The organism is Planococcus sp. S3-L1 (assembly GCF_030063085.1).
Lineage (GTDB): Bacteria > Bacillota > Bacilli > Bacillales_A > Planococcaceae > Planococcus > Planococcus kocurii.
On record NZ_JASISN010000020.1, the window covers coordinates 1 to 17,187 of the forward strand.

Below are 17,187 nucleotides of genomic sequence, written 5' to 3' on the forward strand. Positions count from 1 at the left end.
TCGTTGCGGTTGCCTTGCTGATCCAGTCAAGTTCATTCTTTTTAGGAATCATTGAGGGTGTCGTGACTGAAAAAACGGAAGCAAGTTTTACTGTGGAAATGGTGGCAACTGGCTTTTGGGGCGATTCATCTGTCCAGGAAGTGCATTTGGCGGATGCCACGGTTTTCAAGGGAAAAGTGGAGGCGTATGAAGAATTGAAGGAGGGAGATTTGGTGCGTGTGATGCCGTTCGATCTGCCCGCTGACTTTTCCTATTCTCTTGCTGCGGAAGTGACGGTGGAGTGACAAGGGAAGCGCAAACCGGATGGCAAGCTGAAGCATTTGGTAGTCGAATTCTCCGCTTAGTTAGCGATGCTGTCCGGAACCGGCAAAATTCATGACTTTTGCTTATTTACAGCCTTTTCATTATTACCTTGGTATTAAAGGACTGGAACAAAACTGAATAATAGAGAAATGCCTTCCGATTATTAGTGGAAAGGCATTTATGTATTTTCTTGACGAGCATTGAAACGGCTTAGCAGAAAAAACTGACTGCGTAATCATTATTATATTAAGAATTGCTTTCCAAGCTTCGAAAGATCTCATTTATAATAAATGAGGTTTACATATCATAAGTTATCGGAAGTTGTTTTGATGAAATCATTATCAATTAAACAAAAGGAGCTAGACAGATATTTATATCCATCTAACTCTGTGCGTTACCTGTATGTTGGGATCTTTACCTAAGTAAAAGATGTTTTTTCTATTAATATTCTAAGGTCTTTAATATTATCCATTGACAACTTATGCTTTCCACTTTCTATTTTTTCAATCATATGAACGATTTTAGTTATGAGTGGCATTTGAATTTTATGTTTCTCTCCTAATTGAAGTACGTATCCTAGCTGTTTTGGAACTTCTGTCTTTCGTTTCCGTATTGCTAAATCCCTCCAAATCCCAGTACGAGTCTTCGTATAGCCCCTTAGTCGCTTAGCAATTTTAAAATAACTATTTTCTAATTTTTCTCCTTGTTTTAGAGGATAAAGCAACTGTGGCATCCAATTATCAAACGACTCAGCTATTATACCCTCTGCTTCTGCAACTTTTAATACCTCAGTACCTACAGCATTCAAGATTGGATGAAGAGTTACATCCTCAAAAAAGTCTGCTATTTCATTATTAGTAGTTGCGGTCATAGTAAGCATAGCTCCGTATGCTAACTTACTCCATAAGTATCCAAATATATTTTCAGTTATTTTTGCTTCTCCCCAGCATTGTAGGCGATTGCTTAAATCAGTTACTCGATCACTAATTTGTCCATTAATTTCGCCAATAAATAAGCTGCCGACTCCCCCGTACTCTATTTTTCCGGGTTCTAAATAATCGGCAAAAAGATTTATAAAACAACCCACTGTTCTTTCTTCTCCTACTACTTCTGCAATTTCTAATTCACATAAACCATTTTGGAAAGAAACTACAAAAGAATTTTTAACCATCAGAGGTTCGAAAGGTTCAATTGCCTCTTTAGTATGCTGTGCTTTCACTGCCAGGAAAACAATTTCTACTTTATTATTTATTTTTAAAAAATCTTGAACTGTATAAGCTTTTGCTTTTACTTTAAATGACTCGTCTTTTAGCTGAATAAGTAAACCATCAGCATTAATTGCTTTCACATGTTCTTCATCACGATCTATAAAAATTACTTCCTCACCATTTTCTATTAGATATGCTCCAATCACACCGCCAATAGCTCCGGCACCTATTATCGTAATAGTCATTTTTATCATCCTTAATAACCTAAGTCATAAACTCCAGGCATTTTGATATCAACCCCTAGTGTCTGTGCGGCAGTTTTCGCCCAATGAGGATCTTTGAGCATTCCTTTTCCGATAGCAATTATATCGGCTTCGTTTTCTTTTAGTACATGTTCAGCTAAATCTGGATTCTCTAAAGCCCCTACAGAAATGACAGGTACATTTAGTTTTGTTTTTATTTCTTTAGCAAATTTTGTTTGGTACGCTGGATATACATCGGGCTTATTTGGAGAATTTCCACCAGTACTGACATCAAACATATCAACACCTGCTGATTTAAAAATTTCACAATAGGCTATCATTTCATCTAGTGTGTAAGGGTTTTCTGTATATTCGATAGCTGAAATACGCATTATTAAAGGCATGCCAGTAGGCATCTCACTTTTCATTGCTGCAATAACTTCTTCAGCAAACTTCGTAGGATTTCCATAGCAATCAGTTCGTTGATTGCTAGCTTTTGAGATGAATTGATGAAGCAAATATCCATGAGCTCCATGCAATTCAATTGTATCAAAACCAGCATTAACTGATCTTTTAGTTCCTTCAGCAAATTTTTGAATAATATTATATATTTCTGATTTACTCAACTCTTTTGGAACTTCATAATCTGAACTAAAAGGAATTGCCGATGGAGCAATAATTTTGCAATCTTTTAATTTAGATTTTCTACCTGCATGGGCTATTTGGATTGCTGATTTTGCACCGTATTTGTGAATTTCTGTGTTGATTTTTGTAAATGCTTCTTGTTGTTCTTCAGAATAAATACCTAAGCAATTTTCGGTAATTCGCCCTCTAGGTTCTACATTTGTCATTTCAGTCATAATTAATCCTGTCCCACCAATTGCTCTCGCGACTAGATGAACAAAATGCCATTCTTCAGGAATTCCTCGCTGATTTTCAGCTTTATATTGACACATTGGAGATAGTGCAATCCGATTTTTAAGTTTCAAATCTTTTAATTGATATGGCTCGAATAGTTTTCTCATTTAATCCTTCCTTTAAATTAATTTAGAAGTATTTTCAGAAATTCGAAGTAATTCTTTTAATGAAAAATTGATTTTATTTATTTTTCTTTGTAATGTAGTATGAATAATATTTGAGTCTACTTCGTTTAAATTTTTTCTACTTAATATGTTTGCAATTGAAGGGACAGGTCCTTGAGAAATAGCGCTATCGTGTGTGAAAATGTCTTTATCGACATAATTAATTTGTACGAGACTACGTGACATTTGTTTCGTCCATTCATTAATAATATCTCTAGAAGAAGATGAGACGTCTTGAGACTTAGATTCGATGAATATGGTTAATTTCTCTAATTTCTCTAAGCGTAAAAAGGTGGTATTTAGCAAATCTTTAAAATCGTACTGCTGTTTATATCTTTCAAGAATGCTGATAATTTCTTTCAAAGCAGCAGTTTGTTGAATCGGAATGATATCTGAAGAACAAAAGTCATAAACTATTGATAAGTAAATTTTACAATCTCGCTTCAGTAGTTCTGGATCAATTTTATCTAAAGTATCTTCAGTCGTATGCCACCACCAGCCAAACCCGCCACCCTTACCACCACCAAATAATTTAGAGAAAGCTCGCATGGCTGGAGTATCTACTGGTTCTTGTTCTGAGAGCCCCATAAGAGCAGAAGGTATGCCGGCTCCCCAAAAAGATTGGTCCCCAGCTCGGCCGAAACGCGAACCTTCAAATTCTTGGTTTGCTACCAATTTCACAGAGTTACCAATGAGTTGCTTAGTTTCTGCCATTGTATTACCAGCAGTAAGCACAGTAGAGTTTATTCCTCCTACAGAATCGATATTCAAATGAAGAAGACAGTGATCGTATAATTCTTCAAAATTTTCATCAGCATACAAAGCGGAACCCGCGTAGCGTCCATGGGAATGTCCAGACCAAAAAGCTAATCGAATGTTACGTTTGAATTTAGGACTTCCTTGTTGAAGAACTCTAGCGCATTCCAAGATGGTTGCATCCGCTGTTCCGTTATCCATCGCTCCGTAATGCCAAGAATCAATATGACCCGAAAAGAGAAGAAAGTCTTTAGTTTCAGGATTAAATGTATAATCTGCAATTAAGGTCGGGATATCTTTCCATTCTGTAGAGACACTTGTTTTTAGACAAAGTATGGCGTTAGATTCTGAATTTGAAAGCATTTCAATTATTTTTTGTCCATCGTTATAGGTAACAGATGCAACCGATATTTTTGGATACATATCAATGTCTTCTAAAGAAGGGTTGCCCCAGACAGTCGAAACAATCATTTCATGAGTGTATTCGGCGTTTATAAATATCGCAGCGACTGCCCCGTTTCTTTGGGCTGTCTGAACAGCTCCAGGAGTGGCAAGTCCGTTTATTAGTACGGCTTTACCTTTTATTGAAGAGCAACTCTCATATTCTTCGTCTCCAATATAGACAAGGTCTGCTTCTAGTCCTTCCTTATCTGTAGAGACGGACATGGAGTGAGTAATGGAGTCAAAAAAGTGTCCTCCTATTGTCAAATCGGAACTCTCAGGTAAACTAATTAATGCTTTACGATAGTATAAAGACGTTTGGTATCCAAGTTTCGTTAAGATACTTTGAGCATATTCGAAACTACTCTTTTCTTCTAGTGATCCAGATAGACGAACTTCTTTCGAAATTTCTCTAGTATATTCCATCAATTGTTGAGAAGAAATGAGTTTTATCAATTCTCTTTTATCAGTCATTTTCATTCTCCTTTCTTGATTCCTGCGTATTCAATTAGTAATCCAGCGAGCAGAGCACACCGTTCATTCATGTGGTTAACAAGAAGGTGTTCGTGATTTGCGTGAGCTCCATCGCCAACGGCTCCTAAGCCATCAAGTGTAGGAGCAAACGGGGCTGTTAAATTCCCATCACTTCCTCCACCAGTTTCCTTTTCAACTAAATCGAATCCAATTTGTTTTTTTGCAATCATCTGTGCTGTTCCAAACATTGATATAACTGAATCAGTTCTTTCTAGCGGCATGCGATTAATTTCTCCTGTTACTTTTAGCAAAATATTATCTTTGATCGGTTTTAAATTCATAATCATCTCATGAATTTTTTTAAGTTCGCTAGCAGTTTTAGCCCTAACATCTATATCAGCTGTAGCTTTTTCTGCCATCACATTGGTAGCAGATCCTCCAGAGATTTTACCTACATTAATGGTAGTACCTGTAGAGAAATTTGTTACTTCGTGTAGTTTAACAATCTGTTTAGCTAATTCATCAATAGCACTAACCCCTTTTTCAGGATCAATGCCGGAGTGGGCTGGAATGCCAGTAATCTCCAGTTTATAAACGCCCACACCTTTACGAGAAGTTTTTATTCCACCCTCTAGAGTCATTCCTGGCTCTAAAACAAAAACGTAATCGCTTTTCTTCGCTTCTTCTTCGATAAAAGATTTTGAAGTTGGATTTCCAATTTCCTCATCTGAGTCGAAGAAAAAAACTATTTTTTTGTTTAGTTGTATTCCAGTTTCGCGAAGTGCTTTTAAAGCAAATAAACCTTGGACTAATCCACCTTTCATATCAAAGACACCTGGTCCTTTTGCTACACCATCTTCGATTCTAAATGGGTTGTTCTTTAAAGTTCCAATTGGCCAAACCGTATCAAAATGAGACAATATAAGTATCTGATTAGGGCCTTCTCCCCATTCACACCTTACGTGATTCCCATATTTTTCGATTTTGATTATGCTTGTTGTGCCTCCAACAAGCTCTTTGAATGCCTCCGAGAGCCATTCAGCTAAAACGTCTAGTTTTTCTTTATCAGTTGAATATGATTCGTGTTCAACAATTTGTTTTAAATAATCAAGCATGGATTCATGATTTTTTTCGATTTGTTCAATTACTTTCTTCATCGAATTCTCCTCTCTTTATTAAAAATTTTTGAATACTCTTCCTGCTGAATATCCTCCATCTACTAAGATGTTTTGTCCCGTAATGTACGAAGAGTCAGGACTTGAAATAAATTCTACTACAGAAGAGATTTCTTGCATTTTTGCAGTTCTATTAAGTGGCGAATAAGAAACTTTTTCTCTATGCTCCGCAATTGCTTTTTCTGTATTTAAAGTCTTCATTAATGTCTCTGTTTCGACAAGGCCAGGTCCAACAGCATTTACACGTATATTCTTTGAAGCTAGCTCGAGAGCTAAACCTTGAGTTAGCATTTTTACAGCTGCTTTTGATGAGCAATAATGTACGACTCCGGGACGAGCTACTTCACTCGCAGCAGATGTTATATTCACAACGTTTGCATCTCTGGCTCCTGTTTCAATCATTAATTTAACAATAGATTGAGTCAGAAAGAAGAGAGCAGAGACGTTTAAAGAAAATACTTTATTCCATTCATCTCGAGTAATTTCTAAAGCTGGAGTGCTCGGAAAAACACCAGCGCAATTAATGAGTATATTTATTGTTTCAAAAGATTTTCTACAAGTCGAGGTCACCTCTTCTATAAAGGCTGGAGACGTAAGATCTCCAGCTAGTGATAAAATCGATACTTCAGGATAGTTAGTTGATAGTTCAATTTTTGTTTCAAGTAATACTTTGTCATTGATATCTATTAGGAATATATCGTTACCTTTAGAGGCAAATTTTTCTGCTATGCCTTTTCCAATACCAGAAGCAGAACCGGTTATTATTACAACTTTTTTATTCATAAGCTTTCCTCCAAGTAAATAAAATATGTTTACTTTAAAGAAGGGTCTCTTACTACTTTAGATTTTCTGGCTGTTTACCAAAAAACGGCTCTAGACTTTCTTTGGGGACAGGTTTTGTAAATAAGCTTACTACAATTAATAAAATGGTAGAGACAAGAACGCCAGGAATTACTTCATTGATATCATATGGTTTATCAAGTACGAACAGCCAAATTAGTACTGTAATCACACCACCTATCATGGCAGATAGTGCACCAGCGGTACTCGCACGCTTCCAGTTTAGTCCGAAAAGAACTATAGCAAAGAAGAAACTAGCAACCATTGAAGCTTGAGCCATTACAATAAACTGCACCATATCAAAAGGTCTTAATGAGAAGAATAGTGGAATAAAAGCTAGTATTACTACTGCTATTCGATTCAGTTTCATTTTTTGGGCATCAGTCGCATTTGGTTTTAAAACACCAAAGATATCGTGAGAGATACCAGATGAAGATACAATTAGCACACCTGATACTGTACTCATAATTGAAGCAAGTATGGCGACCATCAATAGTGCACCAACAATAGGTGGCAGGACATTAATAGCCATGATTGATGAAGCGCTATCGCCAGTCTGGAGGACAGGAAAAAGTGAACGCATACCCAATCCACCTAAAGTTACGGCCAATGCTACAATAACTTGGAAAACAAATGAAAATCCAATTGCTAAACGAACTGTTTTTGTATTTTTTAGTGTGTATAATCTGGCTAATTCATATGGAGCAATGGCCATGGAAAACCCAAATGCTGCCCCGAATCCTATTAAATCTTTAAATCCATAATGCCAACCTGTAAGTGAACTGTCGAGATCTGTTAAAAAATTACCTACGAAGTTGAATCCGCCGGCTTGACTGAATAAGAGAGGTATAGCTGCTAAGAAGCACCCAGCCATAATTAAAGCTTGAACAAAATCACTATACGCTGTCGCTTTCATACCACCTTTTAAGGTGTAGACCATTGTAACTGCAATAGTGATGAAAGCACCCCAAAACATTGGAATACCAAAAATTGTTTGCATAACAATGCCACCTGCTACGTATTGAGCGATTAAATAAACAGAATAAGCTACGATAATAAGAACTGCTGCAATCACTTTTGCAGTTTTTGAGTTATATCGGACTTCAATATATTCAGGAACAGTCACACCTTTAAACTTTTGGAACTTCGGGGCGACCCAAACTGCTGAAACAATCCATCCAGCCCATAATCCAGGCCAAAACCAGATATAGCTAGCACCTGTCAAATAATGCACACCCATTGTACCGACAAATGTACCAGCACTCATTTGAGTGGCTGCTAAAGCTGCTCCACCAACTAACGCACCAATAGATCGGCCTGCAGTCAAATGACTCTCACTGGTTTTGTTATTCTTACCAGCCCATAGACCAATTGCTGCTACCATAATGAAATAACCTATAATTACATAGTAAAATTCTGGACTAATCTCAAACAATACTATCCCCTCCTATTCTTCCTTTGAGTTCATATAAAGCGCCCATGCAAAGTAGCCTATCAAAAACACGACTGCATATATTGCTAACCCCCAAAAAGGAACTCCCATTATTTATTCACCCCTTCTAAATTATTACTTTTAACTTCGGAACGGATCCAAATAGCTACAATACTTAAAAGAATAATAATTGAAGACCAAGATACTATATTAAATAAATTGAAAATATTTCTTTCTGAACCATAGACGTAATTGACATGAGAGGGGATATTCATCAAATAACTTGTTACTGAGTTGTCCTCAGCTTTCTTTAAAACTGGAAAAGAATTACGCTGGACAATGTTTCCAGCAGTAGTTTCGAAATTTATGGTTACAGCATTTTCTTGCCCTGCTGCTGGATGAGTGGGAACAAAAAGTGGAGTAATGAATATATTTTCATCTACCGAAATTGCGTATTCAACTTCGTACTCGAACGCATCTGAAACTCCTTCGGGGATCTGTACGTAATATCGAACTAATGTTGAAGATTCTTCGGTAGTGAAGTCTAGCTCATTTTCTTGATACAAAAATTGAAGATTTGTAGGTTCGATATTTTTTAGTTTCGAAAAAGTATGCTCAATTTGATTTCCACTGAAATTTCCTGAGCCTGTTAAAAAAATCTGTTGATTTATCTTATAATTCCCTGATCCATCTGACACAATATTAACAATCGATTTGTCTAAAGACTTTGGTACATTATCTACGGCCAATACATTCGTGTTCCAAATTCCAAAACTTAAAAAAAGAAAAGCCATAATAATTAGATTTTTCATCTTACGTCCTCCATTTCTTCGTGAGTTATTCAAGGAAATAGCCTCTTTCTTTGTAGAGAATCTTCAAATTGTTAACACGTTCTAATATTTCTGTTTCATATTTTTTTTCAATACCAGTAGCAATGATATTTAACAAACTCATTATTGAACTAACTGAAATTAAGTTTTCAGATTCTACATTAATTTCAGTGATGAGACTGATGTCTGCCATACGAGAAACAGGAGATAGTAACCTATCTGATATTGCAATGATTGTAGCTCCCCTCTTACTGGCAGATTCAGCAATTTCCAGTGTTTCAGCGGCATAACTTGGAAAGGAAATAACGATAAAAACAACTTTCTTTTGAGGATTAAGTAACAATTCATCTGGATTTCGCATCATATTCTGAGAAAATAATTTAACTTCTTTTCGAAGCATTCCTAGCTTTAGGTATAACCAATGGGCTGGTGCATAAGATGCCCTATATCCAACAATTTTCACTTCATCAGCAGCCATAATCTCATCTACCACACTCCAGTATTCATTTGAATTAAAGCTTTTTTGAAGGTTCTGTAAAATTTCGATGTCTCTTTTTATGAGACGTGAGATAAAGTCATCTTCCACTATTTCTTCTGTCTGGTCATTCTCCTTCTGTTGAACTTTATTCTTCAAGACGTATTCTTGTTGAATCCTTTTCTGCATTTGAGTAAATGTATCAAAACCTAAAGCATAAGATAAGCGAATTACTGTTGTTTCACTTACATCGATTTTCCTGGCGATTTGATTAGCTGTCGACATTCCAAAACTCATTGGGTTTTCTAACATTGAATCTGCTACTTTTTTTTGTCCCTTTGATAAAGTTAAATACTTACTTTTTAAAAGTTCTTCAAAATTTTTCATAATCCCTCCAAAAAAAAGAATTTTATAATTCTTTTTGTTTTAAAAAAGAATTTAATCATTTTTATGAATATAAACTAATTCATCGTAAAAGTAAACTTAATATTTTAAATAAACTGATTTTTTTAATTAATAGAGATTCTCAAAGTATTATCTATTTCTATTTTTAATAATTTTTAACTGTAATTAAATATTATTTCTTTCAACTAAACTTTTACTTACTTTTTTTAACATGTAATAGTGATGAATCGAAGAAGGTACTGTTTTTATTGAAATCAGATGAGATAAGTGTTTGAAAAGTCTGTGTACACTAGCAGTGATTTACGAAATATTGTTTAAATAGTTACTTGCTGAAATCGAAATAGGTAATGATGGATACGATAAGGTGTTACATAAGTTATGTTTTTGACTTTCGTAGTCGTTGAATCGTTAAGAAAGTTACAGGAACTTACGATCAGTTTGTGCTGCCACTTTTCATATTTTGAAAGTCACCATACATTACGGATCGTTGTTATCGAACCTTTTAGATACAAGCACTTAGTAGACCTTTAGGCAATACGAATTCGTTTTCTTATCTTGTAACTGTACTTTATTTTAGAAATTGGGTGTATGGAGTATTAGAGACGTGATTTAAAGAAGATTACTGGAGGACTGTGTATGAAGTGATTACAAATCGTCTTAAAATCGCTTGTACAGACACGATTTTAAAGAAATAAGTCGAAAAAAAAGACAAGAGAATAATACTCTCATCATCGCTTTTCTTAAATGAAATTGTGGTATTATATTTTACTCTCCTTAGTCCCAACACCATTTCAATTACCTCACTAATTACGAGTTGCGAAGTTCCCCTTTAGTATTGAATAAGTATCTAAATTCAAATTCGAAAGAGGTGTCTATTTTAGAATTCACACTGCTAATGTTTTGAGAAGTTAGAGTTGTAAAGGGAAAAGAAAGAATTGTATGGATTAAATTAACTAAGTGACTATCGGCAAAGTGAAAATTACTAAATCATTGGAATTTAGGTAAGGTACCTCACTTTTAGCTATTAGTAATATCTTGTATTGCTATAGGAAATTTTATTTCGCGCGTGTCTGGTCTTTTTCATATAGTGAGACCGCACCATCTTATGCAAAGGATCGTTCGGCTTGGAGCGAATGACTTCTGAAACGTATGAAGATTCGATTGGCAGCAGCCCTTCTTGTTGACGTTCCGCATTTAATTGCGCAACCACTTGTACCATGCTGCCGGTAATGGCATAACGCTTGATGATTTGCTGTTGAAGCGTGGTTTCTTCGTAGCTCTCCGTAAGCACAATAAATTCTTGCAAAAAAATTAGCTCTTCTTTCGCCTTGGCCAGTTTCGGTAAGTGTCTCATTGGTAATCTCCATTCCAAAAGATGTATTTTTCTCCATTATATCCAAACACCTAAAAATAGTAAATTGATTTTTCAGACTTTTTCAGACTGGATTTCTCCGTATGAAACAAAGCTTTTAGTGGAATAATTAGATACAAAAACTAGAAGGGAAACAATCTACTGAACCAAAATAAAGGGCGCGAAGAGGAGACTAAACGTCTCTACTTCGTGCCCTTTTTTTGGCTATCGTTCCAATTCATTTTCCTTTTCCTGTGGTTGTCGATTTTTTTCGAATGAAGCAACGGCTTCTTTTAGTTCGGTGGTGTGGCTGTGATTCGGATTCAACTGATTGAGGTGTTGGTGTAAATCCTCTTTTGATTGAAGTTGTGGATTCTTAACCAATTGCCACCCAATCGCAATCCCGTCTTTGGCTGCTAGTTCCAATTTGGGATGCTTCAATACGCGTCCTAAACGTTCATTTAAGTGTTGTGCGTTGATTTGTTGCAGGCGCGTGGCATCCTTGTGTACCGACTGACTTAAGAATCGGTCAGTATTGAGCGATTGTGCCAATCCGGCTTTCTCAATAAAGCGCTGACCCTCAGCTTTCTTATGGAATGTCCGTTGCGTACTGTCACCGCCTTCTAGTGTAACGGCGTATTTCCCCTCACCTAGTTTCGTCACTTCCATTACGTCTTCGACTTTCTGGTATTCCTGGACAAGCTGGCCTTTGTTTTCCAATACGTTTAGCACGGCGTAGCGATCGTTCAGTTCATTTAATGGGACCATCCGGTTGGTGTTGGTACGAAGCGCAAAATGCGCATCTCGTTCGTTTTGCTCGACGGTGGCAAAGACCACCAATCCATTTTTGGCATCCAGTAGCTGCAAGGTCGGCTGATCAGCAAGCGATAGGTTCAACTTAGTTTCTATCGATTCTTTCGCTTGTTCAGGATGGATGGATTGATAAAACTCTTGTATCTTTTCATTTTGCAGCGAATTCACGTGTTCGATCGTAGCGCGTGAGACGTCTTGGACTTCTTTAATGGCTTGTTTGGCCAACGGTAAATCTTGCGCCCACATGGCAATGTAACCCGTAGAAGACAGATCGGTATCAAATCCATAGTACTGCGACACGATATACGCTGCACATTCAGCTTGAGCTTCCTTGTGGCCTCGTGGCAAGTCTTTAATGTCACTTTCTTTGTGGTGCAATTGGCTATGTGCGTATTCATGAATCAGTACGCGGAATTTTTGCTCCGAACTCTTTGATACGGCCGTATTGATGACAATTTCATCATTTTCCCGGTTATAATAGCCTCCGTACGTTTGATTTTCATGGGCTTCTTCTCGAATGTGAACCGGCTGCGAACTGGCATTTACTTGTTGGATGAATCGGTCGTAAAGGTCAGTCAGTGATTCCGTGGACGTTAATTCTTGCTGAATGAAATCACGAACGTTGGGAATCTCTTTGCCATCGGTTTGCGAGACATCAAACACTTTGCCTAGCCTAAATCCGGTCACACTTTGACGAATTTCAGATTGCGGGTCGCCGTTTTTATCGCGCAATACTTCACCGGTTTGTTCGTTAATTTTTTGGACTTCCACTTTTTTAAAGGAAGGAACCAAGATATTTAAGCTTTTTTCACCTTTATTGACGTGACGACCGAGCGCTTGCCATTGCTTGAAACCACGGACCATCGTGGCATCGGGTTTTTGAGAGGCGATCATCAGAACGTTATTGAACGAGTACTGGTGACCACTGGCCATCACATTGAGCATATCTTGGAACCGGTTGTTTTGGAACATTTCTTCGAGGTTTCGTTCCAAGCGGTCGTTGATTTCTGTGAGATCTACCTTAGTCGACATCGTTCATCAACTCCTTTCTGATATACCAAGCTTCGTAGAGAGGTTCGACGCGCTCTGGAATCCGAACCGGACTGTAACAGGTAATCGTGTAATCGCGCACATCTTCTTCTAAATCAAGTAAGCCTTCATATGTAAGTGCCTCAAAAGGCACGGGATCGTAAAAGCTCAAGATCCGTTTATCACTCGCGAGGATCTCGCTGATGGTGACAAGCATAGACGTTCCTCCTTTGGTTGATGTCCTTGTGGCTTTATAACAGGTCTCTAATGTTCGTCGTTTCTTTTTTCTTTAGTCGTTCTTCAATCGAAAGCTCCTTGTTCGCCTTTTCTTGGTAGTCTACCCAGTCTTCTTCAAGTCCGTCATCCGTTAAATCAAACACGTCGGACTGATCAATTTCTTCTTCAATGACACGGGTAGACGTCTTCCGAGATGCCGGCTGATCGGTTTTCATTGGTTCCTCCGGTGCGGCTGCAAACGAAACTTCCGATTTCACGGTCGTTTCGGGCGACGTGGCAGTGTGTTGCTGAACATACGAACCGAATACCTCTGATTGCCAAGCTTTTTGTAGCTTCATCGGATGCAAGCCACTGACGAATACATAACAGTCGTTCTTCGCAATGCTTGCCAAGTCCCCTTCTGGAATTAGCGAACGCTTCACGTATTGTTCCGACTGACTTTGGCTGGCATTCGATTTCCCACTCATGAACCCTCCACTTTGACTAGAAGAACCGGTTTGAATCTTCGCTGTCGTTTCGCCCGCCAATTGCGAAAAGTACTTGATGGTTTCGATGTCCTTGCTGCGAAGGAACAACAGCGTATCGTGGTTGGATAAAATCGATCGCGCCATTTCTTTTCCATAAAGCGATTCGATTTGCCCATTGTCTTGAACGATGGTGTTCATCGATAAGCCGAGTCCCCGGCAGGTGGCTAAAACGCGTGCGTATTTCTCGATTTTTCCGATATTCGCAAACTCATCCAATAAAAAGATGGTCGGGATTTTCAAGTGTCCACGATTTTCGTCGGCCAATTTATAAAACTGCGAAATCAATTGATCAAAAAAGACCGAAGTTAAGGCGGTGAACGGATTTTCATCCATTGGTAGTTTCACATAGAGAATACTCTTTTGTTCCTGAAATGCGCGGAAATTGAAATCGCTTGTTTGCGTCATTTCTCGGATTTTCTTGAGCGTGAAAATACTCACTTGAGAAGCAAACGAGGACGTTACACTCGTTCGCGTGTTTCCACCGAGCGTCGTCAATCCTTTCAGCAACTGATAGGCCGGATGATGCGGACCGAGGTCTTCATCGACCCATTGCCGGAACGCTTCTTCATCGGGTGCTACGCGTTCATTAAACGTATCTAACACGTCTTGCATACTAGCATTCGGGATTTCCATTTTGCAGTAGACAATCAGTCCGGCAAGCATCTTTTGCGCGCGTTCCATAAAGAAGTCTTCTTTGCCGTCTTTGGTCGAGTTCTTGGCGATGGTTACGGACACGCTTTGGGCATCTTGGTCATCAAAGACGTAATCGAGCAAGTTGTAACGGTCTTGATTAAAGTTGATGAAATCAATTTGATAAACCTGATAGCCCTGTTTGCGCTTGATTGCAGCCGTCTGTTCAAATAACTCGCCTTTGGGATCGGTCGCGATAATCGTTTCTTCTTTATTGTTGACGAGATTCGGAATGACATAAGACTGCCCTTTACCACTCCCACTCGATCCAACAATGTAGACATTTCGGTTATCAATTTCGGTTGAACGAGGAATGACAAGAACTTGCTTTTTTCCAGGTACACGACCGACAATCAGTCCGTTGGCTAAGCTCGTTAAGGTTTTCTCCGGGCTTTTGGGCTGATAGCGATTGTGCTTGGAGAAATACTTGTCATTTAGAACCTCCAAAGGTTCGGTAAATCGAGCCGATCCATGCACCCCAAAGTCATGGGCATCTTCATACGTATGTTCCATCAAGCGCATTTTAGATAAGAACCAACCAAAAAATACCACCGTAAGAATGGCCACTAAGAGTTGCGATTGGCGATCGGTTTCCGTGAGGAAGGAAAGCGTTCCACGGATGTCCAATAGGAGTGCGTTGAGCCCTCCTCCTTGTTGTAGAAAGCGTAACAGACCTGTCACGGCATAACCGATGAGCAATGACAGAACGAACGTCACGGTGATTTTTTTGCCAGCGCCTTTTTGTATTCTTTTTTTCATGATGAAGTTCACGCCTTTCAACAGATTCCCTTTTATAGTTCAAACTCAAGTCCGAGTTCTCGGCGAAGTTGTTTGTTTTTGCCTTTTCGGTGCATCTTCGTTGGTGTCTCATGTTGTGGACGATGATGTACTTGTTCAGCTTGTTCAATCAGACGTTCTAACAATTCAGTACTCGCTTTCCCTGTCGGGAAATGAGTGAGCATTTTCTGTCTTCCATCCAAGCGTTCAGCGAACCGAGCATCGGATTTTGTTTGATACTCATGGTAAGACATCGTCCGTTTGCTTTGTTCTTTCTTCGCGACTTGTAAGCAGGCTTTTAAGCTCACGGTTTTCGCCGACTTCGCGTTCTCGATGAAATGTTTCAATAGATCTGTTTTCATCTCCATTGGAAGCGCGTCGATTTTCTTCAGCAAGTTGTCTTTGGCACGAGGGAACGTCTCCCGCAGCAAGGCATTCAGTTGCTGGTCGAGGTGTTTGGCCTTGGCCTCGTATTGTTCAATTAATTGTTGCGCCGTATTGAGTTGGATGGACGTTTGGTAGATGGCTGTAAGGTCGGTTCCATCCTTCACCAGCTGTTCTTTTTTTATGCCGAAATTGTTGCGACTCAAGGCTTGAATTCGGAGTTGCTCGCTGACTTTCATCGCTTGTTCGGTCGCCTTTTTCAGTTCCTGCAGCTGCAAGTGATGATTCACTTCACCAGTCGGTGGAATAGCTTCAACTGCATTCGTTTCAAGCGCCGTCAATACATTCATTTTGTACGCCACGGTCCGATCATTGTGGTCGAATCGCTCCTCAATTTCAGGGAACAAGTCGTTAAAGGAGTTGTGCACGATTAAGCTTTGTACCCGGTAAGTGCGTTCAGCGTGCGCGATGACTTGGTCAACGGTTTGTTGGTCTTTCTCGACCGATTCCGTCAATTTTTCAAACGCATTCAGTCGCGTAGTAAAGAGTGAACGGAAGTCTTGTTGATCAAAACCTTGCTGGTGCAATCCCGACGCATTGTGTTCTTGAGACGCTTTGTGAGAAGCGTTTAAAATCGCGTGTGTTACTTGTGCTTCTACTTGTTTGGGTTCTACTTTGCGCTCTTCCCACCGATACAATCCTTGTAGTTGATCTTGTACTGTATCGAATGAAAATTTCTCTTTCAGGCGCCCCTTCATGAAGTGCCAACTCTTGGCGTAGTCTTCATTTAATTGCGCTGTGACTTCGCTCGTGTGGCGATGCAAAACGTGCTGAACATCGACCTGTTTTTGTTTGGAAGAGAGAAACACAATTTTATCGTGTAGCTGAGCAATTTCGGCATTCTTTTGTCGAATGTCTTGATTCAATTGGTGATAAAACGTCTGTGCTTCCAGTCCCTTTTCTTCCATGCGTTTTACGTATTGGTATTCATTTCGTTCCAAGCGAACCTCAGCGATTTGATCCAGTCCCTGTGCCTCAAAAGAAAGTGCTGAGACTTCTTTGTGGATGCCTCGTTCCTTAAAAGTTTCATTGATGGATTCGGCATAGTTCATGCGCCATTTTACCAGTGTCTCGCGTTCATTCCAAGGAGTAGAAGGAACGGTTTGGAACACTTTTTCTCCTTTTGCATTGCGAAGAATCTCGCCATTTTGATCAAATTCATACTGACGTGTTTTTTTCTGTCCCCATGTTCCATCTTCATTAAATGGTCGAACTGTCAGCAGGATGTGTGCATGTGGATTGTGTTCTTTGTCCCGGTGAATTGCCACGTCTGCGACCATGCCTTCGTCGACAAATTCGTTTTGGACAAACGACTGGACGAGTTCTTGTTGCGCATCATCAGGTAACTCCTTCGGCAAAGCAATGAGCACTTCTCGTGCTAATTGAGCGTTCCAGGCTTTCTCGATTTTCTCCACTTCGTTCCACAGTTTTTCACGTTCAAGTGTCCACTCAGGCGCATGATCAGGCTTGAGGATGAAAGAGATCGGAGCTACTTCTCGCTGCGGATAGCTTTTGATTTCGTCATCGCGTTCAGAATACAACTCTTCCCCACTGCGGTAGCTGGCACTCGCAACGGCGGATTGGGTTTTCTTGCTGATGATGTTGGCTTGCAGTCGGAAGTAACTCACGTTCTCTCACCTCTTTTCTCTTGTTAGA

Annotated in this window: 14 protein-coding genes; 1 reads left to right on the top strand and 13 read right to left on the bottom strand. The window is 39.1% G+C overall.

Features of this window, described 5'->3' with window-relative positions:
- A partial coding sequence (locus QMF37_RS14865; protein ID WP_283478719.1) for a hypothetical protein occupies positions 1-284 on the top strand: 284 nt, incomplete at its 5' end.
- A gap of 437 nt (positions 285-721) precedes the next feature.
- Here the strand turns inward: QMF37_RS14865 and QMF37_RS14870 are convergent.
- The 13 genes from QMF37_RS14870 to mobQ form a co-directional block, all read right to left on the bottom strand.
- A complete protein-coding gene (locus tag QMF37_RS14870; RefSeq protein ID WP_283478720.1) occupies positions 722-1,756 on the bottom strand; it encodes a ketopantoate reductase family protein in 1,035 nt (344 codons plus the stop codon).
- A gap of 11 nt (positions 1,757-1,767) precedes the next feature.
- The gene (locus QMF37_RS14875; protein ID WP_283478721.1) at positions 1,768-2,778 is read right to left on the bottom strand and encodes an NADH:flavin oxidoreductase/NADH oxidase; all 1,011 of its coding nucleotides are present in this window, start codon (positions 2,776-2,778) and stop codon (positions 1,768-1,770) included.
- 12 nt (positions 2,779-2,790) lie between these two features.
- Positions 2,791-4,506 carry a M28 family metallopeptidase gene (locus tag QMF37_RS14880; protein WP_283478722.1) on the bottom strand — a complete coding sequence of 572 codons (1,716 nt, stop codon included), beginning with the start codon at positions 4,504-4,506 and terminating at the stop codon, positions 2,791-2,793.
- 2 nt (positions 4,507-4,508) lie between these two features.
- Positions 4,509-5,663: a M20 family metallopeptidase gene (locus QMF37_RS14885; RefSeq protein ID WP_283478723.1), complete on the bottom strand. Its 1,155-nt coding sequence runs from the start codon at positions 5,661-5,663 to the stop codon at positions 4,509-4,511.
- An 18-nt stretch (positions 5,664-5,681) separates the two neighbouring features.
- Complete coding sequence (locus tag QMF37_RS14890) at positions 5,682-6,464, bottom strand: SDR family NAD(P)-dependent oxidoreductase (RefSeq protein ID WP_283478725.1); 783 nt, start codon at positions 6,462-6,464, stop codon at positions 5,682-5,684.
- A 52-nt stretch (positions 6,465-6,516) separates the two neighbouring features.
- Positions 6,517-7,956: a sodium:solute symporter family protein gene (locus QMF37_RS14895; RefSeq protein ID WP_283478726.1), complete on the bottom strand. Its 1,440-nt coding sequence runs from the start codon at positions 7,954-7,956 to the stop codon at positions 6,517-6,519.
- Between the two features lie 107 nt (positions 7,957-8,063).
- Positions 8,064-8,765 carry a hypothetical protein gene (locus QMF37_RS14900; RefSeq protein ID WP_283478728.1) on the bottom strand — a complete coding sequence of 234 codons (702 nt, stop codon included), beginning with the start codon at positions 8,763-8,765 and terminating at the stop codon, positions 8,064-8,066.
- 25 nt (positions 8,766-8,790) lie between these two features.
- A complete protein-coding gene (locus tag QMF37_RS14905) occupies positions 8,791-9,645 on the bottom strand; it encodes a MurR/RpiR family transcriptional regulator (protein ID WP_283478729.1) in 855 nt (284 codons plus the stop codon).
- A 1,042-nt stretch (positions 9,646-10,687) separates the two neighbouring features.
- Positions 10,688-11,017 carry a hypothetical protein gene (locus QMF37_RS14910; protein ID WP_283478730.1) on the bottom strand — a complete coding sequence of 110 codons (330 nt, stop codon included), beginning with the start codon at positions 11,015-11,017 and terminating at the stop codon, positions 10,688-10,690.
- Positions 11,018-11,239: 222 nt separating this feature from the next.
- Positions 11,240-12,859: an ArdC-like ssDNA-binding domain-containing protein gene (locus QMF37_RS14915; protein ID WP_283478731.1), complete on the bottom strand. Its 1,620-nt coding sequence runs from the start codon at positions 12,857-12,859 to the stop codon at positions 11,240-11,242.
- Complete coding sequence (locus QMF37_RS14920; protein WP_071154429.1) at positions 12,849-13,073, bottom strand: hypothetical protein; 225 nt, start codon at positions 13,071-13,073, stop codon at positions 12,849-12,851. Before QMF37_RS14920 ends, QMF37_RS14915 begins: the two co-directional genes overlap by 11 nt.
- A 34-nt stretch (positions 13,074-13,107) precedes the next feature.
- Entirely contained in the window at positions 13,108-15,069 is a 1,962-nt protein-coding gene (locus QMF37_RS14925; protein WP_283478733.1) for a VirD4-like conjugal transfer protein, CD1115 family, read from the bottom strand.
- A 32-nt stretch (positions 15,070-15,101) separates the two neighbouring features.
- Positions 15,102-17,159, bottom strand: coding sequence for a MobQ family relaxase (gene mobQ, locus QMF37_RS14930; protein ID WP_283478735.1), 2,058 nt, complete (start codon positions 17,157-17,159; stop codon positions 15,102-15,104).
- Between the last annotated feature and the right edge of the window lie 28 nt (positions 17,160-17,187).